The 26081-nt window shown below is 55.7% G+C and carries 26 protein-coding genes and 2 pseudogenes; 17 read left to right on the top strand and 11 right to left on the bottom strand.

The window, feature by feature from the left end; all coding sequences use genetic code 11:
• Positions 1 to 240 precede the first annotated feature (240 nt).
• Positions 241 to 3694: pseudogene (gene smc / locus ACZ1HF_RS09270) on the top strand (chromosome segregation protein SMC).
• Positions 3695 to 3846: 152 nt separating this feature from the next.
• On the opposite strand, the pseudogene cbiB reads toward smc, so the two are convergent.
• The 3 genes and pseudogenes from cbiB to ACZ1HF_RS09255 all read right to left on the bottom strand — a co-directional run bounded on the left by cbiB (position 3847) and on the right by ACZ1HF_RS09255 (position 6090).
• A pseudogene (gene cbiB / locus ACZ1HF_RS09265) lies at positions 3847 to 4769 on the bottom strand (adenosylcobinamide-phosphate synthase CbiB).
• Positions 4766 to 5719: a threonine-phosphate decarboxylase gene (locus ACZ1HF_RS09260; protein ID WP_472657219.1), complete on the bottom strand. Its 954-nt coding sequence runs from the start codon at positions 5717 to 5719 to the stop codon at positions 4766 to 4768. The pseudogene cbiB and the gene ACZ1HF_RS09260 overlap by 4 nt, the downstream one beginning before the upstream one ends.
• Positions 5716 to 6090 carry a DUF1636 family protein gene (locus ACZ1HF_RS09255; protein ID WP_472657218.1) on the bottom strand — a complete coding sequence of 125 codons (375 nt, stop codon included), beginning with the start codon at positions 6088 to 6090 and terminating at the stop codon, positions 5716 to 5718. The genes ACZ1HF_RS09260 and ACZ1HF_RS09255 overlap by 4 nt, the downstream gene beginning before the upstream one ends.
• 201 nt (positions 6091 to 6291) lie before the next feature.
• Here ACZ1HF_RS09255 and ACZ1HF_RS09250 point away from each other — a divergent pair, with 201 nt between their 5' ends.
• Positions 6292 to 6648, top strand: a complete 357-nt coding sequence (locus ACZ1HF_RS09250; RefSeq protein ID WP_472657217.1) for a response regulator — start codon at positions 6292 to 6294, stop codon at positions 6646 to 6648.
• Here the strand turns inward: ACZ1HF_RS09250 and ACZ1HF_RS09245 are convergent.
• The gene (locus ACZ1HF_RS09245; protein ID WP_472659016.1) at positions 6645 to 7619 is read right to left on the bottom strand and encodes a glutathione S-transferase family protein; all 975 of its coding nucleotides are present in this window, start codon (positions 7617 to 7619) and stop codon (positions 6645 to 6647) included. The two genes, ACZ1HF_RS09250 and ACZ1HF_RS09245, sit on opposite strands and share 4 nt — an antisense overlap.
• A gap of 302 nt (positions 7620 to 7921) precedes the next feature.
• Here ACZ1HF_RS09245 and ACZ1HF_RS09240 point away from each other — a divergent pair, with 302 nt between their 5' ends.
• The 11 genes from ACZ1HF_RS09240 (at position 7922) to ACZ1HF_RS09190 (ending at position 18072) form a co-directional block, all read left to right on the top strand.
• Complete coding sequence (locus ACZ1HF_RS09240; RefSeq protein WP_472657216.1) at positions 7922 to 8134, top strand: DUF6732 family protein; 213 nt, start codon at positions 7922 to 7924, stop codon at positions 8132 to 8134.
• On the top strand, positions 8131 to 9330 hold the full coding sequence (locus ACZ1HF_RS09235; protein ID WP_472657215.1) for a sirohydrochlorin chelatase: 1200 nt from the start codon (positions 8131 to 8133) through the stop codon (positions 9328 to 9330). Before ACZ1HF_RS09240 ends, ACZ1HF_RS09235 begins: the two co-directional genes overlap by 4 nt.
• Positions 9331 to 9357: 27 nt before the next feature.
• A complete protein-coding gene (locus tag ACZ1HF_RS09230) occupies positions 9358 to 10011 on the top strand; it encodes a precorrin-8X methylmutase (RefSeq protein ID WP_472657214.1) in 654 nt (217 codons plus the stop codon).
• Positions 10012 to 10081: 70 nt separating this feature from the next.
• A complete protein-coding gene (gene cbiE, locus ACZ1HF_RS09225; RefSeq protein ID WP_472657213.1) occupies positions 10082 to 11284 on the top strand; it encodes a precorrin-6y C5,15-methyltransferase (decarboxylating) subunit CbiE in 1203 nt (400 codons plus the stop codon).
• On the top strand, positions 11281 to 11982 hold the full coding sequence (gene cobI, locus ACZ1HF_RS09220; protein ID WP_472657212.1) for a precorrin-2 C(20)-methyltransferase: 702 nt from the start codon (positions 11281 to 11283) through the stop codon (positions 11980 to 11982). The genes cbiE and cobI overlap by 4 nt, the downstream gene beginning before the upstream one ends.
• A complete protein-coding gene (gene cobJ, locus ACZ1HF_RS09215) occupies positions 11973 to 13832 on the top strand; it encodes a precorrin-3B C(17)-methyltransferase (RefSeq protein WP_472657211.1) in 1860 nt (619 codons plus the stop codon). The genes cobI and cobJ overlap by 10 nt, the downstream gene beginning before the upstream one ends.
• Positions 13829 to 14596, top strand: coding sequence for a precorrin-4 C(11)-methyltransferase (gene cobM, locus ACZ1HF_RS09210; RefSeq protein WP_472657210.1), 768 nt, complete (start codon positions 13829 to 13831; stop codon positions 14594 to 14596). Before cobJ ends, cobM begins: the two co-directional genes overlap by 4 nt.
• 91 nt (positions 14597 to 14687) lie before the next feature.
• A complete protein-coding gene (locus tag ACZ1HF_RS09205; protein ID WP_472657209.1) occupies positions 14688 to 15038 on the top strand; it encodes a hypothetical protein in 351 nt (116 codons plus the stop codon).
• A gap of 211 nt (positions 15039 to 15249) precedes the next feature.
• Positions 15250 to 16251, top strand: a complete 1002-nt coding sequence (gene dgcN / locus ACZ1HF_RS09200; RefSeq protein WP_472657208.1) for an N-acetyltransferase DgcN — start codon at positions 15250 to 15252, stop codon at positions 16249 to 16251.
• Entirely contained in the window at positions 16248 to 17210 is a 963-nt protein-coding gene (dgcA, locus tag ACZ1HF_RS09195) for an N-acetyl-D-Glu racemase DgcA (RefSeq protein WP_472657207.1), read from the top strand. The genes dgcN and dgcA overlap by 4 nt, the downstream gene beginning before the upstream one ends.
• Positions 17211 to 17214: 4 nt before the next feature.
• On the top strand, positions 17215 to 18072 hold the full coding sequence (locus ACZ1HF_RS09190) for a D-amino-acid transaminase (RefSeq protein ID WP_472657206.1): 858 nt from the start codon (positions 17215 to 17217) through the stop codon (positions 18070 to 18072).
• A gap of 6 nt (positions 18073 to 18078) precedes the next feature.
• On the opposite strand, the gene ACZ1HF_RS09185 is transcribed toward ACZ1HF_RS09190, so the two are convergent.
• The 4 genes from ACZ1HF_RS09185 to ACZ1HF_RS09170 all read right to left on the bottom strand — a co-directional run bounded on the left by ACZ1HF_RS09185 (position 18079) and on the right by ACZ1HF_RS09170 (position 19753).
• The gene (locus ACZ1HF_RS09185; protein WP_472657205.1) at positions 18079 to 18345 is read right to left on the bottom strand and encodes a hypothetical protein; all 267 of its coding nucleotides are present in this window, start codon (positions 18343 to 18345) and stop codon (positions 18079 to 18081) included.
• A complete protein-coding gene (locus ACZ1HF_RS09180; protein ID WP_472657204.1) occupies positions 18345 to 18614 on the bottom strand; it encodes a hypothetical protein in 270 nt (89 codons plus the stop codon). Before ACZ1HF_RS09180 ends, ACZ1HF_RS09185 begins: the two co-directional genes overlap by 1 nt.
• 88 nt (positions 18615 to 18702) lie before the next feature.
• Positions 18703 to 19002, bottom strand: a complete 300-nt coding sequence (locus ACZ1HF_RS09175) for a DUF1244 domain-containing protein (protein ID WP_472657203.1) — start codon at positions 19000 to 19002, stop codon at positions 18703 to 18705.
• Positions 18995 to 19753 carry an N-formylglutamate amidohydrolase gene (locus ACZ1HF_RS09170; RefSeq protein ID WP_472657202.1) on the bottom strand — a complete coding sequence of 253 codons (759 nt, stop codon included), beginning with the start codon at positions 19751 to 19753 and terminating at the stop codon, positions 18995 to 18997. Before ACZ1HF_RS09170 ends, ACZ1HF_RS09175 begins: the two co-directional genes overlap by 8 nt.
• Before the next feature lie 134 nt (positions 19754 to 19887).
• Between ACZ1HF_RS09170 and pyk the strand changes: the two genes are divergently transcribed.
• The 4 genes from pyk to rplT all read left to right on the top strand — a co-directional run bounded on the left by pyk (position 19888) and on the right by rplT (position 22286).
• A complete protein-coding gene (gene pyk / locus ACZ1HF_RS09165; protein WP_472657201.1) occupies positions 19888 to 21333 on the top strand; it encodes a pyruvate kinase in 1446 nt (481 codons plus the stop codon).
• A gap of 33 nt (positions 21334 to 21366) precedes the next feature.
• Positions 21367 to 21588: a hypothetical protein gene (locus tag ACZ1HF_RS09160; RefSeq protein WP_472657200.1), complete on the top strand. Its 222-nt coding sequence runs from the start codon at positions 21367 to 21369 to the stop codon at positions 21586 to 21588.
• A gap of 122 nt (positions 21589 to 21710) precedes the next feature.
• Positions 21711 to 21911 carry a 50S ribosomal protein L35 gene (gene rpmI, locus ACZ1HF_RS09155; protein ID WP_472657199.1) on the top strand — a complete coding sequence of 67 codons (201 nt, stop codon included), beginning with the start codon at positions 21711 to 21713 and terminating at the stop codon, positions 21909 to 21911.
• A 12-nt stretch (positions 21912 to 21923) separates the two neighbouring features.
• Positions 21924 to 22286 carry a 50S ribosomal protein L20 gene (rplT, locus tag ACZ1HF_RS09150; protein ID WP_472657198.1) on the top strand — a complete coding sequence of 121 codons (363 nt, stop codon included), beginning with the start codon at positions 21924 to 21926 and terminating at the stop codon, positions 22284 to 22286.
• A gap of 658 nt (positions 22287 to 22944) precedes the next feature.
• Here rplT and ACZ1HF_RS09145 read toward each other — a convergent pair.
• Genes ACZ1HF_RS09145 through ACZ1HF_RS09135 form a run of 3 tightly spaced genes read right to left on the bottom strand, consistent with a single transcriptional unit; the run spans position 22945 to position 26080 of the window.
• Positions 22945 to 24027, bottom strand: coding sequence for a BMP family ABC transporter substrate-binding protein (locus ACZ1HF_RS09145; RefSeq protein WP_472657197.1), 1083 nt, complete (start codon positions 24025 to 24027; stop codon positions 22945 to 22947).
• 38 nt (positions 24028 to 24065) lie between these two features.
• Positions 24066 to 24995, bottom strand: coding sequence for an ABC transporter permease (locus tag ACZ1HF_RS09140; RefSeq protein ID WP_472657196.1), 930 nt, complete (start codon positions 24993 to 24995; stop codon positions 24066 to 24068).
• Positions 24995 to 26080, bottom strand: a complete 1086-nt coding sequence (locus ACZ1HF_RS09135) for an ABC transporter permease (protein WP_472657195.1) — start codon at positions 26078 to 26080, stop codon at positions 24995 to 24997. Before ACZ1HF_RS09135 ends, ACZ1HF_RS09140 begins: the two co-directional genes overlap by 1 nt.
• Position 26081 lies beyond the last annotated feature (1 nt).

Raw genomic sequence — 26081 nt, 5'->3', positions numbered from 1 at the left:
GGACGATGAAAATCTAGCGGCGCATCCCGGGCACAATCTGACCAAGATCATTGACAAGGCAAAAATTGCAATTTGCTGGGTTTCCAGACGTTCGTCTCTCACTCTACAGGCAGAATTTCGCAACATCTTGGGGATAACCTGCCGATCTCCACCTTATACAGTGGTTTTGCGTTGACTTAGCCTGTCTCCGATACAAACAATCCTGTAACCAAGACCCCGATTCCTGCCGGAGCCCGCCTTTTGCGCTTTTCGAAACTCAGACTGAACGGCTTCAAAAGCTTCGTGGACCCCACGGACCTGATTATTGCCGATGGCCTGACGGGGGTTGTGGGTCCCAACGGATGCGGCAAATCTAACCTGCTGGAAGCCCTGCGCTGGGTGATGGGTGAAAACCGCGCAAAGGCCATGCGTGGGGGGGATGGAAGACGTGATTTTTGCTGGCGCCGCCTCCCGGCCCGCCCGGAATTTCGCGGAAGTCTCGCTGAGTATTGATAATTCCGAACGTCTTGCCCCTGCGGGCTTCAATGACCTCGACACACTTGAAGTGATCCGCCGTATTACCCGCGACGCGGGCTCTGCCTATAAAACCAACGGCAAAGATGTGCGTGCGAAAGATGTGCAGATGCTCTTTGCAGACGCTTCCACCGGGGCCCATTCGCCAGCGCTTGTTCGGCAGGGCCAGATATCCGAGCTGATCAACGCCCGCCCAAAGTCCCGGCGTCGCATCCTTGAAGAAGCTGCCGGGATTTCTGGCCTTTATCAGCGCCGCCATGAGGCTGAACTGAAACTCAACGGGGCCGAGAATAACCTGACCCGCGTGGACGACGTGCTTGAACAGCTGGCCGCGCAGTTGGCGCAGCTTGCCCGTCAGGCCCGTCAGGCCGCGCGCTACCGCGAGATCGGTGAAGAGCTACGCGCCTCGGAAGGATTACTGCTCTATCGGCGCTGGAAAGAGGCGGATGAAGCAAGTGCTATAGCCAGTGGGGAACTGACGGAAAGCACGAAAATTGCAGCCGCATCAGAATCTCAGGCGCGCGAAGCGGCCAAACTGCGTGAGATGCAGGAAGCGGCCCTGCCGCCGCTGCGCGAGGAAGAGGCAATCGCGGCCGCGGTTCTGCAACGCCTGACTGTTCAGCGTGATACGTTGACCGATCAGGAACGTCAGGCGCAGCAAACCATCGAAACCCTGACCTCACGTATTGAACAATTAACCAATGATATCGACCGTGAGACATCGTTGAACAAGGATGCCGGTGAGACGATCGAGCGTCTCGAATGGGAAGCGAAAGAACTTGCCAAGCTTGCTGACGGTCATGTCGAAAAGCTTGACGCTGCTGCGACCGAGGCGCGTGAAGCAGCGACTGTCCTGCAAAACCGGGAAACCGAGCTGTCTGAGCAGACAGAAGATGTTGCCCGTCTTGCAGCGCGTCATCAATCGGCGCACCGATTGCTGGAAGACGCCACCAAGACCTTGCACCGCTATGAGGGCGAGGCGCAGAAGGCGCAATCAGCTGTGGTCGAGGCGCAATCCGCGACCGAGCGGTCAGAACGTGATCTGGACGCGGCGCAACTGGCGCTCAAGACTGCCACAACGCAGGCGGAAGCCGCTGATAAAGCTTTGACCGACGCAGAAGCCGCGCGTGCCGCAACACAGACGCGCGAAGCAGATGCGCGTGCCGCCCGGTCAGAGGCAGAAGGTGAAGCCAGCGCCTTGCGGGCCGAGGCCACTGCCCTGGCGCGTCTGGTTGAACGGGACACGGCGGAAGGCGGACAGTTGCTAGACGCTGTGCAGGTGAAATCTGGCTACGAAAAAGCGCTTGGCGCGGCCTTGGCCGATGACTTGCGCGCGCCCCACATCGATGCCGATGAGATAACCGGCTGGGTCACTTTGCCCGGCTATTCAAAGTCACAATCACTGCCCAAAGGTGTGAGTGCGCTGACATCTTACGTGACAATCCCCGAGGTTCTGGCGCGGCGGATGTCGCAGGTTGGGTTGGTTTCAGTTGAAGATGGCGCGCGCCTGCAAGAGCAGCTTGAACCGGGACAACGGCTTGTTTCGACCGAAGGTGATTTGTGGCGTTGGGACGGGTTTCGCACCGGGGCCGAGGATGCGCCGTCCGCCGCTGCGATGCGCCTACAACAGCTCAACCGACTGGAAGAGTTGAAGCAATCGCTGGAAAAAGCCACAGCGCAGTCCGATGGGGCGCGTCAGGCCCATGAAGCCCTGCAAAAGCAGTTGACGGATCTGACCAATGCTGACCGCGAAGCACGCGAGGCCCGTAAGCAGGCCGACCGCATGTTGGCCGAAGCATCGCGTGCATTATCGCGTGCCGAGGGCGAGAAATCCATTGCAGCGGGCAGGGTTGAAAGCCTGCAACTTGCCGTGACCCGTTATGAGGAAGAAGCCCTATCTGCCCGTGATCGCGTGCGCGAGGCGGAAAAAGGCGTTGCTGATCTGGGTGATCTCGATACGGCCCGCGCGCAGGTTGAAGATGTGAAAATGACCGTGGAAGCGGCGCGGATGACCATGCTTGCCAAACGCTCTGCCCATGATGAGTTGCGCCGCGAGGGCGAGACGCGCACCAAACGCACGCAGGAAATTACAACTGAAATCAGTGGCTGGAAGCATCGGCTTGATACGGCTGAAAAGCGCATCGGTGAGCTGGAAGAGCGCAAGACAACCTCTGAGCGTGAATTGAAAGATGCCAGCGCTGCCCCGTCTGAAATTGCAGCCAAGCGCGAAGAACTTGCCAGCGCCATTGAAGAGGCCGAACAGCGCCGCCGCATAGCCTCTGACAAACTGGCAGAGGCCGAAACTATCTTGCGCGAAGCCGTGCAAACCGAACGCGATGCCGAACGCAACGCGTCAGAAGCCCGCGAGGCCCGCGCCCGATCAGAGGCCCGCGCCGATGCCGCGAAGGAAACCGTAGCCTATGCTGTGGAACGTATCCGCGAAGAGATGGAAACGACGCCGGAGGCATTGCTTGAAAGCCTTGGGGCTGACCCTGAGAAAATGCCTGCATCGGAAGCGATTGAAAACAACGTCAACCGCCTGAAACGCCAACGCGATGCTTTGGGGGCGGTTAACCTGCGCGCCGAAGAAGATGCGCGCGAGGTTCAGGAAGAGCATGACACGCTTGCCAATGAAAAGGCTGATCTGGAAAGCGCGATTGCGAAGCTGCGCACAGGTATCGCCTCGTTGAACAAAGAGGGCCGCGAGCGTTTGCTGACGGCATTTGAACAGGTCAACAGTAATTTCGGCACGCTTTTCACGCATCTTTTTGGCGGTGGTGAGGCCAAGTTGGTTATGGTCGAAAGCGACGACCCGCTGGAAGCTGGGCTAGAGATAATGTGCCAGCCACCGGGTAAGAAGCTTTCGACCTTAAGCCTTTTGTCAGGTGGGGAGCAGACTTTGACCGCGCTGGCGTTGATCTTTGCGGTCTTCCTTGCGAACCCCGCGCCGATCTGTGTGCTGGACGAGGTGGATGCGCCTTTGGATGATGCAAACGTAACACGCTTTTGCGATCTTCTGGACGAAATGACCCGGCGCACTAACACGCGCTTCCTGATCATCACGCACCATGCGGTGACGATGGCCCGAATGGACAGGTTGTTCGGGGTTACAATGGGCGAGCTTGGTGTAAGCCAATTGGTCAGCGTTGATCTGAAAAAAGCCGAGGCACTGGTTGCATAAATAAAGCCCCGCAAGCTGTACGACTTGCGGGGCTGAATTTGGAGAGAAACTGTCTTGCTAACCCTTATCGCCAGAATTTGATACCAAATCGTTAACGTCAACCAATATTTTGCTCCGTTAAGCTTTGAATTTAAGCCGGAACTCCTGAAGTTTTAAAAAATACTCTGCAAACAGAGTGATATGGTTAATGCAAGCATCATCAGACCCCACACCCGCCAGAGCGTTGATACAGCAATGTCTATGTCATCTGGCACCAGGTTTTTACGGCCTTCCGTGTTCACAAAGGGTTCGTCCCGCATCATACCTTCATAACTGCGCGGGCCGGACAGGGCGATATTCAGCGAAATCGCCATCGCGGCCTCTGGCCATCCTGCATTTGGGGATCTGTGTAAGACAGCATCGCGTCGGATAATTGGCCATATGTCAAAACGTCCATGGCTCGCTGCGATTAACGCTGCAGTCAGCCGGGCAGGGATCCAGTTCAGCACATCATCCAAACGCGCGGCAGCCCAGCCAAAATGCGCATGGCGTGGAGTGCGATAACCAATCATGCTGTCAGCGGTGTTAACGACTTTGTAGATGAATATACCGGGCAACCCTGCGACCAGATACCAGAAGGCCGGCGCGATAACGCCATCTGACAGGTTTTCCGCAGCACTTTCAATAGCCCCGCGGGCCACACCGGATGCATCAAGTCCGCTGACATCGCGCCCAACGATACGCGCGACCATGTGCTGCCCGTCACCAAGACTAAGCCGCAATGCGTCTGCTACTGCTACCACATGATTCACAAGGCTGCGTTGTGCCAGTAATATGGCAACCAGAAGCCCCTCGATCACTCCGACATCCGGCAAAGCTGACAGTGCAATGCCAACCAGCGTAGCCGCACTGATCAGTGCCAGAATGGTCAGGCTTCCCTTAAGCTTTTTGCCACTCCCCGATTAAACGTCTGATCAAACCACGCGACAGCGCGCCCCATCAGAACGGCGGGGTGGGGTAGTTTTGACCACAGCCATTTCGGCTCCCCGATGGCGGCATCCAAAGCCATGCCACAGAAAAGCAGACCAGTGCTCATGCCAATGCGGTCTCTAGTTGGGACCATGCGGCCTCCGGCCCCGGTAGGCCAAGGCGCACCCAACGATCACTATAGGGAAATATCCGCGACAGAATGCGCGCGCTTGCGAGGCGGTCAAACATGTGGTGCGCGTCATGCGTGTCATAAAGGCGAAACAGCGTTGTACCGCCCACAATTTCTACACCAGCCCGCCCCAGAATGCTGTCCAGCCGCGCCGCATCGCGGGTCAGTTGCGCGCGTGTCGTGTCCGCCCAATCCATATCACCCAAAGCCCGCCCGCCAATTTCAATGGCCGGACCTGACACTTGCCAAGGCCCCAAAGCTGCGCGTAGCGGGGCCAATGTTTCTGGGCGTCCGATAGCAAACCCCAGACGCAGCCCGGCCAGTCCCCAGAATTTACCGAAGCTTTTGAGAACTATGATGCCGGGATGTTCAGCCAGATGCACAAGGCTCTGGTCTGGCGCAACGTCACAGAAGCTTTCATCAATGACCGTCAAGCCCTTGTGTTGGGCCATCACATCGTCTGCATGCCAAAGCTTGCCGTCAGGGTTGTTTGGATGCACGATCACTTGCGCGTCGCCACCTGTCTCTGTCACAATACGCCCGGCATTCTTAAAGGCCGCAGCATGCTCATTATAGGTCGGTGTCGGGATCGAAACAGATGCCGCATCCGTCAAAACCGGCATCTGCGCGATCAATGCCGAGGCACCCGATGCGGCCAGAATGTCAGCACCTTCCGGAACAGTCCAAAACTGCCGTCCGGCGCAGTGCAATGCGCTAAACGCATGCTCATCAGGTAAGGCTGACCATGCGCTCTGGCTTAGCATGCCTATAGGGTAGGGGGTTGGGTTAATCCCTGTTGAAAGGTCCACCCACTCTTCCACTGCGCCGCCATATTTGGCGATGGCTGCATCTAACCGGCCACCGTGATCTCTGGGCGGAGGTGTCATTCCTGTTTGGGCAAAGGCGGTTGACGGGTCACAAAATGTCCCTTCACAGCAGTGGGCCATTGTTTGTAGGGCACTGTACCGGTCTCGCTTACGGCATGTAGTCCTGCATATTCTACAATGGCCTCCGCCGCCTCTTGCGAAGGATCAAATTCCCCTAATGTGTAAGACAGCTTTCCAGTGCTTTGAATGGTAATATTGCAAGCCCGGGTACAGCCCATAAGGCAGGAATGGCGGCGCGTTTTTACATCGTTTCGCCCATCTGCGGCAGCCTCTACAAGCTCGGCCAGTTGCTGCCCGTCCGTAATGTCAGTGCCCCGGTCAGACCAGTCATTATGTTTGCAGGTGTCACAAATCGTAATCCAGGTTGTCATTCATGTCCTCGCGTATCCAATAGCCCTATCAAGCGGATTTTCGGTCAAGACGCAAGAACACGGCTTTGTCATCTCTTGGTAAGGTTTGCGTTAACGATTTGTTAGGGAAACCGCGTCAAACCTTTAAAAAGACATAATGGTAAATTTGACAAGTTAACGGACAAAGCCGCCAGTCCAGAAAAGACTGGGAGGAGCAATGGTATGAGAATTCTGATTGTAGAGAATAACGACAACCTTGCTGCGGTTTGGCGTGCTCACATTACGCGCCAGGGTGTTGAGGCTGAGGTGCGCTCTTCACAGGTGCAAGCTGTTGAGGCATTGCAAAATGCCGAATACGATCTGTTGATTCTCAATCTGAACCTTACCGATGGCAGTGCGCTGGCCGTGGCGGATTATGCAAGCTTCAAACAGGACAGGATCAAGGTGATCTTTGTCACGAACACCAGTTTCTTTTCTGACGGATCCATTTTCAATTATATCTCAAACGCCTGTGCATTGGTGCCTGAAACGACCCCACCCGAAGATATAGCAGCGCTTGTAGAATATCATGGGCGTTAATCACGCCCATGCGGGGCATTCCAATCCAGCTTCGGATTGATCGGAATGATCCGGTGCGGATTGATGCTGTCATGGCTGAAATGGTAGTGCCGCACGATATGGTTAAAATTCACAGTCTCTGCCACGCCGGGCCACTGGTATAGCTCCCGCGTATAAGCCCACAGGTTGGGATAATCGATAATCCGTTTCCGGTTGCATTTGAAATGCAGATGGTAAACTGGATCGAAACGCACCAGCGTGGTAAACAGTCGCCAGTCGGCTTCTGTCACATTGTCGCCCATCAGATATCGGTTACGGCTCAACCGGTCTTCCAGCCACTCAAGGCTGTCAAACAACGCGCCAACAGCTTCGTCATACGCGTCTTGAGATGTTGCAAAACCTGACTTGTAGACCCCGTTATTCACCGAGTGATAAATGCGTTCGTTAACTTCTTCGATCGCCTCACGCAGCGCTTCCGGCCAGAAATCCAGTGTATTCCCGGTAAGCCCGTCAAATGCAGAATTGAACATCCGAATAATCTCAGAGCTTTCATTCGACACAATCGTCTCACGCTGTTTGTCCCACAGAATTGGCACCGTCACACGGCCTGAAACGCCGGAATCAGCTTTCAGATAAATGTCACGCGCAAAGGGTAGGCCGTAGAGCTTGTCGCCAGTTGCGCCATGCGCGTCCGTTTCAAATGTCCAGCCGTCGCCCAGCATATCCGGGTGTACCACGGATACGTCAATCAGCCCTTCCAGCCCTTTCAGCTTACGAAATATCAACGTCCGGTGCGCCCAAGGGCAGGCATGGGACACATAGAGATGATATCGCCCTGCTTCGGCCGCAAAACCAGCTTCGCCCGATGGCCCCGCTGTCCCATCTGGTGTGATCCAGTTGCGAAACCTGGCGGTTGAGCGGACGAACTTGCCCCCGCTTGATTTCGTATCGTACCATTTGTCCTGCCAGACGCCGTCAACAAGAAGACCCATCATAATCCCTTTCACAGATGCGTTACACTTAAAGCACTGCCTGTTGTTCAAAAACCCGCATCAGCGCGCAGAAACCGTGCGTGTGTCCGTGCCTGGGTTGTCGTATTTCACGCATGTCGCGCCGCGAATCCCGTTGCAGGTCCGGGCTGACATCCATATACCAAGATATAGACGAGGCCCATCAGGGCCAGAGAGGTTGGCAGCCTGCGGATCGACCCATTTCGGGGGTTCAACGGCAGCATCGTCAAACGCGGTTTGCTTGCTTCTCCTGTAATATACGTTTGGCTAAGGGGGCTCCGCCGATGAAATACCTGTCTATTCCCGTCGCATTCTGCATCACAACTGCATCTGCCATGGCCCATGTCGGACATTTGGGTGAAGTGGCAGGTCATGATCATTGGATCGCAGGTGCAGCACTTGGGGTTGCTGCGGCCATCACCTTTTGGGGGGTGTTGAAAGGTAAAGGTAAGGCGGAAGAAAAATCAGAGCCCACCGAGGAAGAGGAAGAAGCATGACCAAAATCGGGGTCATGATCTGCGGCCATGGCTCTCGGGCCCAATCTGCTGTGGATGAATTCTCGGTTCTTGCTGACAAGCTCCCTGCGCTTTTGCCGCCCGAATGGGACGTTGAATATGGCTATTTGGAATTTGCCAACCCGGTGATCCGTGACGGGCTCGATAAACTGCGAGCTAAAGGGTGTGATAAAATCCTCGCCGTGCCGGGTATGCTCTTTGCTGCAATGCATGCAAAAAACGATATTCCGACTGTTTTGAACACTTATGCCGCCAAGCATGGTATCGAGATTTCCTATGGGCGAGAACTTGGCGTTGACCCCAAGATGATCGCCGCCGCTGGTGCCCGGGTGCAGGACGCTATCAACAAAGCCAATGCAGAAACATACGTTGCCAACGAGGATACGTGCCTTGTCGTCATCGGACGCGGTGCGTCCGATCCTGATGCCAACGGCAATGTCGCCAAGATTGCCCGCATGATCCATGAAGGCCTTGGTCTTGGTTGGGTTGAGGTCGGGTATTCCGGCGTTACCTTCCCGCTGGTTGAGCCCTGCCTGACACATGCTGCGAAGCTTGGCTACAAACGTATCGTTGTCTTCCCCTATTTTCTGTTCACCGGTATCCTGATCGACCGCATCTACGGCTTTACGGATCAGGTCGCGGCCGCCCACCCTGATATCGAATTTGTCAAAGCGGGCTACCTGAACGACCATGACAAGGTGCTGGAAACCTTCGCAGAACGCATCACCGAGCAGATGGGCGCGAACCCGCCCCCAAATTGCGGCATCTGCGCCTACCGCACGCAGGTTTTGGCGACCGAAGATGGCGCGCCCATTACGATCCCTGCCGAGACCCGCCAAGCCCATCCGGCTTTCTCTGATATGCCGCCGCCCACCTGCGTTTTGTGCAAATATCGCACGCAAGTTCTTGGGTTCGAAGCCGAGGTCGGCGCGGTTCAGGAAAGCCATCACCACCATGTCGAAGGGCAGGGCGCGTCTGCCCCTGGCTCAAATGTTGCTGACTGCGCGTTGTGTGACACATTTTGTACCGGCCTTTGCCGGCTTGAGGCGCAGCATCACCACCATCATCATCACGATGATCATACGCATGACCACGGCCACCAGCATCACCACCATGCGGAATATCCGCATGCCAAACACCCGCACGGCCCCGAGAGCGCCCGTAAATTGAAAGCCTAAGCCGGGTTTCCCCCCGGCATCCAAACCATGAGACCTTACGAAAAAGATCCTCAGGCGATCTACGCCCAAAGCTTTGCCACCATCCGCGCCGAGGCTAATTTGGGCCGTTTCCAACCCGGCATGGCCGCGCTTGCCACGCGTCTTATCCATGCTTGTGGCATGGTTGAAATCGCGGATCGTATTGTTTTCTCGCCCAATGTTCATGATGCCAGCGCTTATGATACAGGCCGCGATGCTTTAAAGGCGGGCAAACCGATCCTGTGTGATGCAGAAATGGTTGCCGCCGGGATTATCCGGCGCTACCTGCCAGCCGATAACCAGATCATCACAACCCTGAACGACCCCTCAACCCCGGACCGGGCCGCAAAGATGCGCAACACAAGATCTGCCGCAGCGGTGGAGTTGTGGGAGCCGCATATTGCAGGCAGCGTCGTTGCCATCGGAAACGCGCCAACCGCGCTTTTTCACCTTCTCGACCTTCTTGACCAAGGCTTCCCAAAACCAGCACTCATCCTTGGCTTTCCCGTGGGTTTTGTCGGTGCGGCAGAAAGCAAGGCCGAACTGGCCTCAAACCCACGTGGTTGTAACTTCATTGCCCTGCGCGGGCGCAAAGGTGGCTCGGCCCTGGCCTCTGCTGCTGTCAATGCGCTTGCGGCGGGCTTGCCAGAGGATACGCAATGACCCTAAGCCCGAAAGTACAACGTAGCTCTGATCATGTTTCCGAGGAATTTAGGTTCTGGACGCTGGCTTCATGAGCGCGCCGTGGCTTCATATTGTTGGCATTGGCGAGGACGGCATGGACGGGCTCACCCCCGCCACCCGCGCTGTGGTGGAAGCCGCCGAGATCATCATTGGTGGTGATCGCCATCACCACCTGTCGGACAATGTAACCGCCACGCGCGTCGCATGGCCGTCCCCCTTTGATGCGCTCATTGAACAGATCAATGGTTTCCAAGGCAAACGTGTTGTGATCCTTGCAACAGGTGATCCTCTCTGGTTCTCAGTCGGGGCTCGAATTGGTCGCGCCATTGACCCGAAACAGATCGTCTACCACCCTCAAATCTCGGCTTTTCAACTGACCGCTGCCCGTATGGGGTGGAGCCTTGCGGATGTTGAAACCCTGACTGTTCACGGTCGCCCTGTTCATCAGATGGTTGCGTTTATTCAGCCAGACCAGCGGCTTATCATCCTGACCACTGGGGCCGATACACCGGGACAGATCGCCAGTTTTCTAGCCGAGCGTGGTTTTGGTCAGTCCCGCATGACTGTGCTGGCACATCTGGGCGGTGAACAAGAGCAGCGCTTTGAGGGAATTGCTGCCGAATGGTCGCACGAGGTTCCTGCCTTCAATACCCTTGCTGTAGAATGTATCGCAGCCCCGGATGCAGCCCTGCTGCCCCGTGTCCCTGGCCTTGAGGACAGCCTGTTCCAGTCCGACGGGACCATGACAAAGCAAGAGGTCAGAGCCGCGACCCTTGCAAAACTCATGCCTATGCGCGGCGCGCTTTTGTGGGATATCGGGGCTGGCTGTGGGTCTGTTGCCATCGAATGGATGCGCGCGGCCCGCTATGCCCGTGCCATCGCGATCGAGCCACGCCCGGATCGCCGCGCCATGGCTGCGGAAAATGCGCTTGCGCTTGGCGCGCCCAAACTCGAACTTCTGGACGGCAAAACGCCTGCGGCCCTGGATGGTCTTGACGCGCCGGACGCAATTTTTATTGGTGGTGGACTTTCTGAGGAAACCTTTGACAAAGCGTGGGGCTCCCTGCGCCCGCTGGGGCGTTTGGTGGCGAATGCCGTCACGCTGGAAAGCGAGGCGCTGCTGATTGCCCTTCATCAGAAACATGGCGGGCAGCTTGCCAAAATCTCGGTGAACAGGGCCGAAGCCGTAGGCAGTATGACCGGCTGGCGTCCGTTCATGCCGGTAACGCAATGGAGCCTCGTAAAGCGATGAGCGGCACCCTCTATGGCGTTGGTCTTGGCCCCGGTGATCCTGATCTGATCACCCTGAAAGCGGCGCGCCTGATCAGCACAGCCGGGGTTATCGCGTATCCAACGCTGGCAGGCGGGGAAAGCTTTGCACGTGCCATCGCGGCAAATCTCATTGCGCCCGGCACGCGTGAGATACGGATAGATGTCCCAATGACACCGGCCCGAGCCCCTGCGCAGCAAGCGTATGATGTCGCAGCCAAAGATATTGCCAATGCCTTGGAAGCAGGCGAGAATGTTATTTGTCTCTGTGAGGGTGATCCGTTTTTCTACGGCTCTTTCATGTATCTCTTTGCGCGCCTATCTGATCGTTTTGAAACCGAAATCATTCCCGGCGTAACTTCCGTGACCGCCTGTGCCGCCCGTACCAAGATGCCCCTTGTGGCGCGCAACGAGCGTCTGACGATCCTTCCCGGCCCGCTGCCTGAAGATGAGCTAACCGCCCGTATTGAAGGTGCCGAAAGCGTTGCGATTATGAAGGTCGGGCGTCACTTGTCCAAAATTCGTAACGTGATCGACGGCTTGGGTCTGATCGATCAGGCCACCTATATCGAACGCGCCAGCTTGCCTGAAGAACGTATCTCGCCTCTGGCTCAAGCGCCCGATAACGCACCCTACTTCTCCATGATATTGCTCACGAAAGGCGCTGACCCATGGCTTTGAAGCCCGTGATCCTCTGCTTGAACCGCGCGGGTGAAGCGACCGCCCACCGTATCGCAAGCCTGCTTGATGCCCCGGTTCATGGCCGCGAAGCCCGTGTTGATAAAGCTGACCTCTTCTTTGCCAATGCGCTTGATCATGCACGCGACCTATTTGCTGCTGGCACACCGATCATTGGTATCTGTGCGTCCGGTATCCTGATCAGGGGTGTCGCGCCTTTGCTGGCTGACAAAACGACCGAACCGCCGGTTCTTTCTGTCTCTGACGACGGCAAAGTTGTCGTCCCGCTTCTTGGCGGGCATCGGGGCGCAAACCGTCTGGCAGGACAGATCGCCGAAAGCTTAAATGCCACAGCAGCCGTGACAACCGCAGGGGACCTAGCACTTGGTATTGCGCTGGATGAACCGCCTGCAGGCTACCGCCTTGCCAATCCACAAAACGCCAAGCAGGTCATGGCTGGGCTGCTATCTGGTAAGCGCTACAAGCTGGCGGGCATGTTCAACTGGCTGGAACCTCTTGCCGCTGCACCCAATGTGGAGACAGCGCCTGCCCAGCCCATCACTGCTGGATACGCGCCATCCTGCACTCTCTACGAAATCAACGAAGGCAACCCCGACCAGCAAACAGCCTGTCTGACATTCTATAAGCAGGAATTCACGCTGGGCCTTGGATGCGCCAGAAATGCCGATCCGTCCGAGATGTGGCAGGCCGTGCAGGCTACGCTGCAAGAGGCCGACATCGTGCCTGAGGCTATCGCCAGCGTAAATTCCATCGATCTCAAGGCTGATGAACCGGCCATACTGAACGTCGCCGCGAAGCTTGGCGTGCCGCTTCATCTGTTCACAGCCGAAGAACTCGAAGCCGAAACAGCGCGGTTGGCCAACCCTTCGGATGTGGTCCTCGCCGAGGTCGGCTGCCACGGTGTCTCGGAAGCTGCCGCGCTGGCTGCTGCCGGTCCAAAGGCGACACTGGTTGTCGCGAAGCGCAAGACCGCCAATACCACTCTGGCACTTGGCGTGTCGCCAGAGCTGCTTACGCAGCTCAAAGGTCGCCCGCGTGGTCGTCTGTCGATCATCGGCATTGGTCCCGGTCAATCCTCATGGCGCACGCCAGAGGCGTCAAAACTGGTGACGGAGGCCGAAGAACTGGTGGGCTACGGCCTTTATATCGATCTGCTAGGCCCGCTTGCGCATGGCAAAACCCGCTCTGATTTTCCGCTTGGCGGAGAAGAAGATCGGTGCCGCTATGCCCTTGAAAAAGCAGGCGAGGGTCGCAATGTCGCGTTGATCTGCTCGGGCGATGCGGGGATATATGCAATGGGCGCGCTTGTCTTTGAACTACTGGACCGCGATGTTCATGGTGTCAGCGATGCAGCCCGCCGCATCGAGGTGGTTTCAGCCCCCGGCGTCTCGGCCTTGCAAGGGGCCGCCGCACGGGCGGGTGCGCCTTTGGGTCATGATTTTTGCGCGATTTCGCTAAGCGATCTGCTGACCCCGCGCGAAGATATACTCAAACGGCTGCATGCTGCTGCCGAAGGCGATTTCGTCATCGCCTTCTACAACCCGGTTTCCATGCGCCGCAGAACCCTTCTGGCCGAGGCCCGTGATATCCTTCTTAAGCACCGCCCTGCGGATACGCCCGTGATGCTGGCAAGCTCACTTGGCCGCCCGGAAGAACATATCCGCTACAGAAACCTGTCCGATTTACAGGTGGATGAAGTCGATATGCTGACGGTTGTTCTGGTTGGCTCTAGTCGTTCCAAACTGGCACAATTGGGCGAGGGACCGCGTATGTATACCCCACGTGGCTATGCACGAAAGATCGACGGAGATTTGGCAGGGGTAGCAGAATGACTGTTTATTTCATTGGCGCAGGGCCGGGCGATCCGGAACTTTTGACGCTCAAAGCGCAACGCCTTATCGCGGCCTGTCCGGTCTGTCTTTATGCGGGCTCGCTTGTCCCGGAACAGGTTGTGGCAGGCGCACCACAAGGGGCGAAAGTTATGGACACCGCATCCATGACGCTTGATGAAACCCACGGCGAAATTGTTGTAGCCCATGAGCGCGGCGAAGACGTTGCGCGAGTCCATTCGGGGGATCCATCCCTTTACGGGGCTATTGCCGAACAAATCCGGCGTCTCAAGGCAGATAATATCGACTACCAGATCATCCCCGGTGTTCCAGCCTATGCAGCTGCGGCGGCGGCTTTGGGGCAGGAGCTTACCATTCCGGAAGTTGCGCAAAGCATTATTCTGACCCGCATGTCGATGAAATCAACCTCCATGCCACCGAAGGAAACGCTTGAAAACTTCGCCAAAACCGGTGCCACGCTGGCAATTCACCTTGGCATTCGTGCCCTGCGCGAGATTGAGCGCCAGCTAATCCCGCATTATGGTCCTGATTGCCCTGTCGTTGTAGCCTACCGTGCAAGCTGGCCGGATGAGCTGTATCTGCGCGGCACGCTTTCAGACATCCGTGAAAAGGTCCGGGTCCAGAAAATCACCCGCACCGCCCTGATTCTCGTGGGTCCTGCGCTGGCAGATGTGAAAGATTTCCGCGATTCGGCGCTTTACGATCCGGCCACACCGCATGTTTTACGACCGAAAGTTAGTGTTTAAAGTGTTTTACACAACATTCATCGATTTGAAACTTGACGTTAACACCTTCGTGGTTGGATGATGGAAGTAACAGTTTGAAAGTGTTGTTACGATGTCGACGTTTTTGTCAAAAGAAGTGCGCGAAGGTCTGGACCTTGCTAGGAAAAAGACTCTCAAGAAGCGTTCCCGTCTGCGGGTTCATGCAGATGATGAGATTTTTCCAATCCTGAGTTTTGATGAAAAGACCTTCACAGTGGATGCAGAAAATGCGCCTCATCTGCGCGGTCTGGTCGATATCTACGATGGATCACGCCACTTGTACCAGGCGTTGATCGTGGCCTCATCTCTTGAAGGCGATCAGATGCTTTTTGAGTTCAAACGCAATACAGTTGCGTCGGATAAGGCCGCCTTGGATTTCTCGGTTGATGAAGATGCGCCGATAGCTTTGATCCCTTCATTTTAACGGCCCCGACAATGTGAATCACTGACTGTTCTTTTTGGGATGAACTTTTGTGCATTCGAAAATTATGCGTGGAATTTCCCGGAATTTGTCGATATTTCGCAGAATTCTTGCGTAAAATTTGCTGCGGCCACCCAAACTCGCCAAGTGCTTTCATCTGGTATATGTAAAATCGCGCTGATTTCGACTGCTGCTTGCGACAAGGGGACCCCACATGATCCAGACACCATATCTTCTCTTCCTCGGCGATGCGCCCGATGCACTGGCCGCGAAGGTCGCTCAGGGGATCAAGGATTGGCGCCCTGAAAATGCCGTTGGTCAGTTCCGCCTGCCGGGCTGCGGGACAAGCGTGGGTTTGACAGATATGTCGTTACAAGATGGTCTTGATGCTGGCGCGAAAACGCTGGTAATCGGGGTTGCCAATCGGGGTGGTGTAATTTCTGAAGCGTGGAGAAAAGTTTTGGTCGAAGCCCTTGAGATGGGCTATGATATTGCCTCTGGACTGCATAATTTGCTGCGCGATGAAAACGAACTGATGCGTGCCGCAGAGGTGCATGGGCGCACCCTGCATGACGTGCGTATCCCGTCGGTCGCCTACCCGATCGCAAATGGCAACAAACGGAGCGGCAAGCGGTGCCTTGCGGTTGGCACAGATTGCTCAGTCGGCAAGATGTATACCGGGCTTTGTATGGATGCCGAGATGCGCAAGCGTGGCATGAAATCAACGTTTCGGCCAACCGGTCAAACGGGTATCCTTATTACCGGTGGCGGCGTGCCGCTGGATGCGGTGATTGCGGATTTCATGGCGGGTGCTGTCGAATATCTGACGCCGGATAATGACGACGACCACTGGGATCATATTGAAGGGCAGGGCAGCCTTTACCATGTGTCCTATTCCGGTGTGACGATGGCGCTGATCCATGGCGGTCAACCCGATGCGCTGGTTCTGGCGCATGAACCGACACGCAAGCATATGCGTGGCCTGCCGGACTATGATCTGCCGACACTGGAACAGGTGCGTGATGCAACACTTTCCATGGCGCGTATCGCAAACCCGGCTTGCCAGGTGACAGGCATTTCCGTTAACACGCAGCATATGCCCGAGGACGAGGCGAAAGCCTACCTTAAAGAGGTCGAAGACCGGATGGGCTTGCCCACAACAGACCCGTTCCGTTTTGGCGCTGAGCGTTTGGTGGATGCATTGGAAGCCCTGTGATCACCGTTACTGCGGATACGTTCCGATTGGCCGAGGTCTTCACCATCTCGCGCGGGTCACGGACAGAGGCGAAAGTTCTGACCGTCAAAGTCATGCGCGATGGCGCGACGGGCTGGGGTGAATGCGTGCCTTACGCCCGCTATGATGAAACGCTGGACAGCGTTACAGCCGAAATCGAAGCTGTGCCTGCTGACATCACCCGCGACGCCTTGCAAAACGCACTTCCCGCCGGGGCGGCACGCAATGCGTTGGATTGCGCGCTCTGGGATCTGGAGGCGAAACAGGCAGGCAAACGGGTCTGTGATCTGCTGGGCCTGCCCGCCCCCAAGCCTGAAATTACGGCCTATACATTGTCGCTCGACACGACTGAGAACATGGAAGCGTCTGCACGCAAGCATGCGGCACGCCCGCTTCTGAAGATCAAGCTCGGCACGCCCGATGACATGCCCCGCCTTGAGGCAGTGCGTCGCGGCGCGCCGGACACACCCATTATCATTGACGCCAACGAAGGCTGGACCGCCGAGGTCTATTCCGATCTTGCCCCGCATCTGGTGCGCCTTGGCGTGAAGCTGGTGGAACAGCCTTTGCCTGCCGGTCAGGACGATATGCTGGCCGAGATTGATCGCCCCTTGCCCGTCTGCGCCGATGAGGCCTGCCATGACCGGGGCTCACTGCCGGGTCTGAAGGGTAAATATGATGTGATCAACATCAAGCTCGACAAAACCGGCGGGTTGACCGAAGCGCTTGCGCTTAAAGAAAAAGGCAAAGCCCAAGGGTACGAGATCATGGTCGGCTGCATGGTCGGCTCTTCCCTTGCGATGGCACCTGCCACGATCCTTGCGCAAGGCGTTGCCTTTACCGATCTTGACGGGCCGCTTTTATTGGCCGAAGACCGGGACACACCGCTGAAATTCGATAAGGCCGGGGTCCATGGCCCCGAGGCCACATTATGGGGATAAAACCATGAGCCGCATAGTCTACGTTAACGGAGAGTATTTGCCCGAGGGCGACGCAAAGGTTTCAATATTTGATCGCGGGTTTCTCTTCGCCGATGGGGTTTATGAAGTCACATCTGTTTTGGATAGCAAACTGATCGATTTCGACGGTCATGCCGTGCGGCTGGAACGCTCGCTGAATGAATTGGGGATGAACCACCCGATCCCCAAGGACGATCTGTTGGAAGTCCACCGAGAATTGATGCGACGCAATGATTTGACAGAGGGCATGATCTACCTGCAAATCACGCGCGGCGCGGATGCTGATCGCGATTTTGTCTATCCGTCTGAGGACACGCCGAACACAATAGTTCTGTTCACACAGGCTAAAAACCTGAAGGACAGCCCGATGGTTGCCAAAGGCATGAAGGTTATTTCGATAGAAGATCAACGCTGGGGGCGACGTGACATCAAAACGGTGCAGCTGCTGTACCCGTCTATGGGCAAGATGATGGCCAAGGCCGCAAATGCAGATGATGCATGGATGGTTGAGGATGGCGCGATCACCGAAGGAACATCGAACAACGCTTATATCGTGAAGGGTAACAGGATCATCACCCGCCATCTTGGCAATGAAATCCTGCATGGGATTACCCGTGCGGCAGTGCTGCGTTTCGCCAAATCCGCGCAGATGGAGGTTGAAGAACGCGCCTTCACACTAGATGAAGCGAAAGCGGCGGATGAGGCATTTATCACCTCAGCCTCTACATTCGTCATGCCAGTCGTCGAAATGGACGGCCAGCCGATCGGCACTGGCAAGCCGGGCTCGGTTGCTTTGCGTTTGCGCGAAATCTATCTGGACGAAAGCCTCAAAGCGGCTGTCTGATGGGTCTTACTTATCGGACCAGCCCAGTATCACTTTGATCTCTTGCTGCAATCGAATTTGATCATATCCAAAACGGGGTGGTCGGTTCGACAGTTTCAAATGCAAAGCGGCAAGCTGCGATGTACTAAGCTGGCTGGCGTCGACATCGCGGAAACCTGTTTCATTGAGCCCCCTTTGCACGGAAAGCACAAGCTGGTCATTCTGCGGCGTAGTATCGTTCGGCGCGGTACATCCCATCAGGACAGCAATCGTAAAGGCGGCAAGAATACGCATTACTTGAACAAATCCCTGATCAGGCTTTTTCCTAAAATAGCCCCCATCTGACCGCGGATTTCAGCAACGCCCTTGTTGCTATGGGCAAGAAAGCTGATATGGGCTAACTGTGCTGAGTTCAGCTTTGTGACATCAACATCTGTGTAGCCAAATTCCCTCAAATCCCGTTCAGCAGATATCTCGGCCTGCGTGCGCCCGTCACTTGCATAGGTCGCCGGGACTGACAGAAGGCCGAGCATCACAGCAGTTATAATAAATCTGGGTTTCATAAGGCACCTCATATTTTGATTATATCAAATGATGGCATCCCATCAAAAGTCCAGACAGCTTACGGTCATGTGTCCCGCCGTGATCAGATCAACCTGCGTTCTTATGTGATACTTCGAAGGCAGTTTTTTGGGCCTCACTGGCTTCGGTCTGGTATTTCGCGCGCCACTCTGCGTATGGCATTCCGTAAAAAGCCTCGCGGGCGTCTTCCTTGCCCATATCAAGCCCGCGTTCAGCGGCGGCCTCCTGATACCAGCGGCTCAGGCAATTGCGACAGAACCCGGCCAAATTCATCATGTCAATATTCTGCACATCGGTGCGCTTGGCCAAATGGTCGCGTAGCGTGCGAAAGGCGGCGGCTTCAAGTTCAAGGCGGGTTTGATCATCCATACTCATGTCCTTTCAAGTTAGCATCCTCAATACTGGCAAGCAGGATCGGCGCAAGCCGAGTAGCCCAAGCCTTTTGATCCTGCTCTGTAGAGATGAGGTCATGGCGCAGCTCAATCAAGACATGCGGATGGCCATGGTGCAAGGCATGTCGGTCAATCGTGTCTCCCTCCAGATGGCCGGAATAGGGTTGATTGTCGCCGACACTCAGATCTTCTTCGTCATGCAACCTTGCCAGAAAGGGCTGCGCAAGCCTCGTATCCCACGAATAGAGCACACCAATATGCCAAGGTCGGGGCGGGCGCCCTTTAAGCCGTGGCGTAAAGCTGTGGACCGAGATCAAAACAGGTTGGTCGCGTTGGTTAATGACCTGCGCAGCGGCATCATGATAGGGTCGATAATATGCATTCAAACGGCGGTCTTTTTCCGCCTGATCCGCATGTCTGTTAGCAGGGATGATCGACCCGTCATAAAGCCGCATCAGTACAGTTGGGTCATCTTCACCCCGGTTCGGGTCAATCACCAGACGCGAGAAATTTGACATTACAGCGGGCGCGTCCAGCAGCTTTGACAGGGCCGCTGTCACCCCGGCCGCACCAATGTCATAGGCGATATGGCGTTCCATATCTTCCAGAGGCAAACCCAGATCACCGCCTGCAACAGCGTCGGGCACCAGATTGGTTGCATGATCACATAGGCAGACAATCGGGCCGGGTCGGTCCTCACCAAGGATCACATAAGGATTATATGTCATGTAGAGTGCTCGTTACATTTTCAGCGCACATTAAGCCAGCAACTGGCAAAGCGCCAGTTGCTCTGACCTGCTATTTCGGCCATAGCTGGAACCGGCCCAACACGATCGCAACATGATAAAAGGACGAAGCAAGTATGAGACGCCTGCGTAGCGTAAAAATCGTGGCCACTCTGGGCCCTGCATCCAATGATTATGAAACGATCCGCGCCTTGTTCGAGGCCGGGGCAGATGTGTTTCGCCTGAATATGAGCCACGGCGATCACAGCGAAATCCGCGTCAGGCATGAGATTATTCGCCAGATCGAAAAAGATCTGGATCGTCCCATTGGTATTTTGGCCGACCTTCAGGGGCCAAAGCTGCGGTGTGGTGTATTTAAAAACGGCGAGGAAGAGCTGAAAGTCGGTCAGGCATTCCGGCTTGATCTGGACCCGGCTGAAGGCGACGCCACCCGCGTCCAGCTTCCCCATACCGAAATCTTTGAGGCTTTGGAGCCGGGTGCAAGCCTTCTGGTCAATGACGGAAAGATACGCCTGAAGGTCAAGGAATGTGGCTCGGACTATGCCAATTGTGAGGTCGTCGTGGCCGGTACGATTTCGAACCGTAAGGGCGTTAATGTCCCTGACGTGGTTCTGCCTTTGGCCGCTTTGTCCGACAAGGACCGCAAGGATCTGGAGTTTGTCTGCCAGCTTGGTGTGGACTGGCTCGCGCTTAGCTTTGTGCAGCGGGCCGAAGATGTGGAAGAAGCACGTAAACTTGCTGCGGGTCGTTCGGCGGTTCTGTCGAAGATTGAAAAGCCTGCAGCGGTAAAGGCTTTCGATGAAATTCTGGCCGTATCAGACGGTATTATGGTTGCGCGTGGTGATCTTGGCGTTGAACTGCCGGTTCAGAATGTGCCGCCGATCCAGAAACGCCTTGTGCGCAAATGCCGGGCCGTTGCCAAGCCGGTGATTGTGGCAACCCAGATGCTTGAAAGCATGATCGACAGCCCGATGCCCACACGGGCCGAGGTGTCGGACGTTGCGACAGCAATCTATGAGGGCACTGATGCCATCATGCTATCAGCGGAGTCTGCGGCAGGCTCTTTTCCGATTGAAGCTGTGACAACCATGAACAACGTGGCGATCGAGGTCGAAAGCGATCCCAATTATCTCGACATTATTGCAGCACAACGCGGCGGCAAGAAAACAACCGTAGCAGACGGGATCGTGGTGGCCGCCCGTGAGATCGCCGAGACGACTGATATCAAGGCGATCTGTTGTTTCTCGCAATCCGGTACGACTGCGCTTCTGGTGGCACGTGAACGGCCTCACGTTCCTATAATCGCGATGACCGCCCTGCGTGGCACGGCGCGCAGGCTTTGCCTGAGCTGGGGCGCGCATTGCGTGATCACCAGCGAGGTTGAGCGGTTCAAAATGGCCGTCGTCAACGCGGCCCGAGCGGCCCGCAAGTACAATTTTGCGACGGAAAAAGACCAAATCGTCGTAACAGCCGGCGTACCATTCAACCAACCGGGCACAACCAACATCCTGCGTGTCGCTCCGTGCGAGGAAAGGTTGATTTTCAAAACTGATCCGGAATAGCATTTCACTGGACTACAACTACAGGAGATTTGCGTGACCCCTGACATTTTATTTGTGACCGGAATTACGTTAGCGGTTTTGTCGATTCCTGCCATTGCGTCGGGAATTATGGCAGGTGACACGCCCCGGTTTGCAATTTTCGCCGGAATTGTTGGCCTTGGTATGCTGTTCTATGCGACGCTCTCAAGAACGGAAGGCTATTCGTTTGAAGAAATTCCTGATGTCTTCATTCGCGTTTTCGGCGCGTTGTTCTAAAGAACTGCTTTAAGACTTGCCAAGTTGTACTTTCTTGACTAACTACCGCGCTCTACCCGTGGGACCGGCCTATATGGCATGCCGAGTCGTGCGGTTCACCACTCGATCTGAAGGAGATGGAAATGCCGAAGATGAAGACAAAATCAGGCGCGAAGAAGCGCTTCAAGGTGACGGCCTCTGGGCGCGTCAAAGCTGGTCAGGCAGGTAAACGCCACGGCATGATCAAGCGTTCCACCAAATTTATCCGCACTGCGCGCGGCACGACGACTCTTTGCAAAGCAGATGAGAATATCGTGAAAAAATACATGCCCTACGCGCGTTAAGGAGAATTTGAAATGTCGAGAGTTACCTCCGGGAAAGTCACCCACGCCCGCCACAAGAAGATCATCAAAGCCGCTAAAGGTTATCAGGGTCGCCGCAAGAATACGTTCCGCGTTGCAACACAGGCCGTAGATAAGGCCAACCAGTATGCAACACGTGACCGCAAGGCTCGCAAGCGCAACTTCCGCGCGTTGTGGATTCAGCGGATCAATGCTGGCTGCCGCTCGCTGGATGAAAGCCTGACCTATTCGCGCTTCATCAATGGCCTGTCGCTGGCGGGTATCGAAGTGGATCGTAAGGTTCTGGCCGATCTGGCTGTGAATGAACCCGATGCATTCGCTGCGGTTGTTGAAAAAGCAAAAGCCGCTCTGGCGTAAAGTCAGGGCATTCATCTGAGGGACAGATGACGCGCCGCGAGGGTTCCCCTTCGCGGCGTTTATTGATTGCGATCATACGCATATGACTAAAGTTCATATCCATGAAGACGATGAAGGGATAAACAACCTTTATCCAGTGGGGAACTTGGCAGCAGCCCAAGCAGATGTGGCGCAAGCCCAAAAATCAGGCGTGGAAAATCGCGGACTATGCGGTGCCGGGTGGACCGATGCGCACCTGATTTCAAAACCCGAGGTCGGTTATCGACCTTTACACCGCGCTGACCAAAAGGCACCCTGCTTTGGTTTGGCCCGCATTTATATCTGAAATTAGAGAAAGAAGTCCGCTCAAAGCCTATAGTTAAGGTTTTAGTATTGAATGTGGCCGTGCTTGTAGCAGAGCAGAACAGAAACGGATGCTACATCTGAACGGCACAGATCAGGGGGGCGGGTCAATCGAACTTATATCTATTGAATGACTATGCGTGGTTTTGTCATATGATCCTGGATGACTTTGCTTGAACAGCTAGCGGCAATTTGGTTGCTGATCTTCAATGCTCCTTACCCTGAAGGCAAACAAACCCCTCGCGCCGCAATTTCTACTCTCAACAAAAAAAGACCCGCCAACAAGGCGGGCCTTTACTGTGTCGTGCAATAAGGCTCAGTTCGGGATGTCGCCGGTCAGGCCTTCGACGTAGAAATCCATACCAGCGAGGGTGCCGTCGTCTGAGACTTCGCCTTCAGCCAGCCAATCGCTGCCGTCCTGTTTTTTCAGTGGGCCGGTGAATGCGTGATATTCACCCGCCGCAATGGCGTCTTTCAGGGCCAGTGCCTCGGCTTTTACATCTTCTGGCACGGCGTCAGATATCTCGCCGATTTCAACCATGCCGGGGGCGATGCCGTCCCAAGTGTCGCTGCTTTCCCAAGTTCCATCCATCACAGCCTTCACGCGCGCGATGTAATAGGGTGCCCAGTTGTCGATGATTGAGCTGACGCGCGGTTTCGGTCCGTATTCCGCCATATCAGAGGCTTGCCCGAAGGTGATCACGTTGCCTGCCTTCTCGGCAGCGGCTTGCGGCGCGGTGGAATCCGTATGTTGCAAGATCACATCTGCGCCTTGTTCGATCAGAGCGGTAGCCGCATCGGCCTCTTTCGCTGGGTCAAACCATGTGTAAGCCCAGACGATGTTAAACTCGACATTCGGGTTTGCTTTTTTGGCGTGGATGTAAGCGGAGTTGATACCGCGGATCACTTCGGGGATCGGGAAGGACGCGATGTAGCCGATTTTGTTGGTTTGGGTCATCTTGCCAGCGATATGACCTTGGATGGCACGGCCTTCATAGAAACGCGCGGAATAGGTCGAGACGTTATCGGCGCGTTTGTAACCCGTGGCGTGTTCAAACTTCACATCGGGAAATTTCTTGGCGACGTTGATTGTCGGGTCCATGTAGCCGAAGGATGTGGTAAAGATCAGCCCGGCCCCGGATAGCGCCATTTGGGTCATCACACGTTCTGCATCAGCGCCTTCTGGTACGCTTTCCTGAAAGACGGTTTCAACCTTATCGCCGAATTCAGCCTCGACAGCCTGACGGCCTTTGTCATGTTCATAGGTCCAGCCGCCATCGCCGACAGGGCCGACATAGACAAAGCCCACCTTCAGCTTCTCATGACCATCGGCCATCGCAAGACCAGTGCTCAGGGCAAGGGCTGCAACAGCTCCGCTCAGAATGGTTCTTCTTTTCATTTGGTAGTTCTCCCCAGTTGGTGTTTCAAAGCAGTCCCTCACTGCGAGGCATGGAATGTTCGTCCCAGACAGGCCGGTGCGGCAAGCGCCATGCGTGATCTGTTGGCAGACATAATGACCAGCACGACGATGGTTATCAGATACGGGCTCATGGACAAGTATTCTACAGGAATTGCAAAGCCTGCGGCCTGAAGGTTCAACTGCAAAACAGTCACACCGCCAAATAAATAAGCGCCCAGCAAAATACGGCCCGGCTGCCAACTGGCGAAGACAACGATGGCCAGCGCGATCCAGCCTGCGCCTGCGGTCATACCTTCGGTCCATTGTGGAACGCGGATCAAGCTAAGGTAAGCACCGCCTAGCCCGGCGCAGGCCCCGCCAAACATGATTGCCAACAGGCGAAGTCGGATCACCTTGTAGCCCAGTGCATGGGCGGCGTCATGGTTTTCGCCAACGGCCCGTAAAATCAGTCCGATGCGGGAATATTTCAGCGTCGCCCAGGCTCCAAATACCAGTGCCAAGGACAGGTAGACCATAATATCATGGCTGAACAGAACACGCCCCAGCCCCGGAATATCGGATAGAAGCGGGATATCAAGCTTCGGTGTCGCGGGTGGTTTGATCCCGATATAGCTCTGCCCGATCAGTGCAGACAGCCCTAGCCCGAACAGGGTCAGCGCAAGGCCTGTCGCGACCTGATTGGACAGCAGATATTGTGTCAGAACGCCAAAGATCAGCGACAGGGCGGCCCCACCCAAAGCTGCGCCGATAAAGCCCACTGTGGGGGAGCCTGTTTCAACCGCAAGAGCAAAGCCGCAGATTGCGCCTGTAATCATCATGCCCTCGACCCCGAGGTTGAGAACTCCTGCTTTTTCAACGACCAACTCGCCAATTGCAGCCAGAAGAATTGGGGTGGCGGCAACCATCAGCGAAGCCAAAAGTAGCTCTATTGAAATTGCACCAAACATCACGCGACCTCCGGTTTGCCAAAGCGTAGCCGGTAGTTGGTCAGTACATCCACAGCCAGTAAGAAAAATAAAAGCATCCCCTGAAAGGCCTGAATGGCTGCGGCGGGGATGCCCAGCATGAATTGCGCCAGCTCTCCGCCGATATAGGTCAGAGCCATCAGCAACCCTGCCAGCAAGATACCAATGGGGTTCAGCCGCCCAAGGAAGGCGACGATGATTGCTGTGAACCCGTAGCCTATGTTGAAGTCGATGCTGATCTGACCTGCGGGGCCTGAGACTTCGAACAAACCAGCCATGCCGGCCAGCATCCCAGATATGCCAAGACAGAACAGGATCAGTCGCGCGGGCACGACCCCGGCAAATCGGGCTGCTTTTGGGGCTTGCCCCGTCAGCCTGATCTGGAAGCCCAGCATATGGCGTGCCAGCAGGATATAGGCGAAGATCATCGCGATAAAGGCTGTCACAACGCCCCAATGCATGCCTGTGCCTGCGACAATCTCGGCGTTAAAAGCTGCAGGGTAGTCCTGAAAGTTACGACTGCCCGGAAAGCCCGCCCCATCGGGATTGCGCAATGCGCCAAGTGAGGCGGAGGCCAGCATAAATTCGGCGACATAGACCAGCAATAGTGACACAAGGATTTCGTTTGTCCGAAATTGTACCCGCAGGATGCCGGGTATCATCGCCCATAAAAAGCCCCCAAGACCGCCAGCAATAACCATCAGCGGGAAGATAAACCAAGCCTCCATCGGATAGAAAGCCAAGCCCGCTGCTGCGCCGCAAATCGCCCCGATGATGTATTGCCCTTCTGCCCCGATATTCCAGACGCCTGCCTTGAAACCCAAAGATAGCCCTATGGCAATCAGGATCAGGGGTGCGGCTTTGACCAGCAATTGTGGGCGCGAGAAGGCCGCAAATTGTTCGTTGAACAATGGATCCCAGAATATCGTCCGGATTGCCTCAAACGGGTCCTTGCCCAAAACGGCAAACATCAGCCCGCCTGCAATCATTGTGGCAATCACTGCAAAAACAGGTGTGATGGCCGTCCAGACGCGCGATGGCGTGGGGCGTTTTTCAAGGCGGATCACG

It is taken from the genome of Litoreibacter sp. GN1-5, assembly GCF_055693805.1.
Note: the sequence above shows the minus strand (reverse complement) of the source record. Positions and strands in the feature narration are given on the sequence as shown.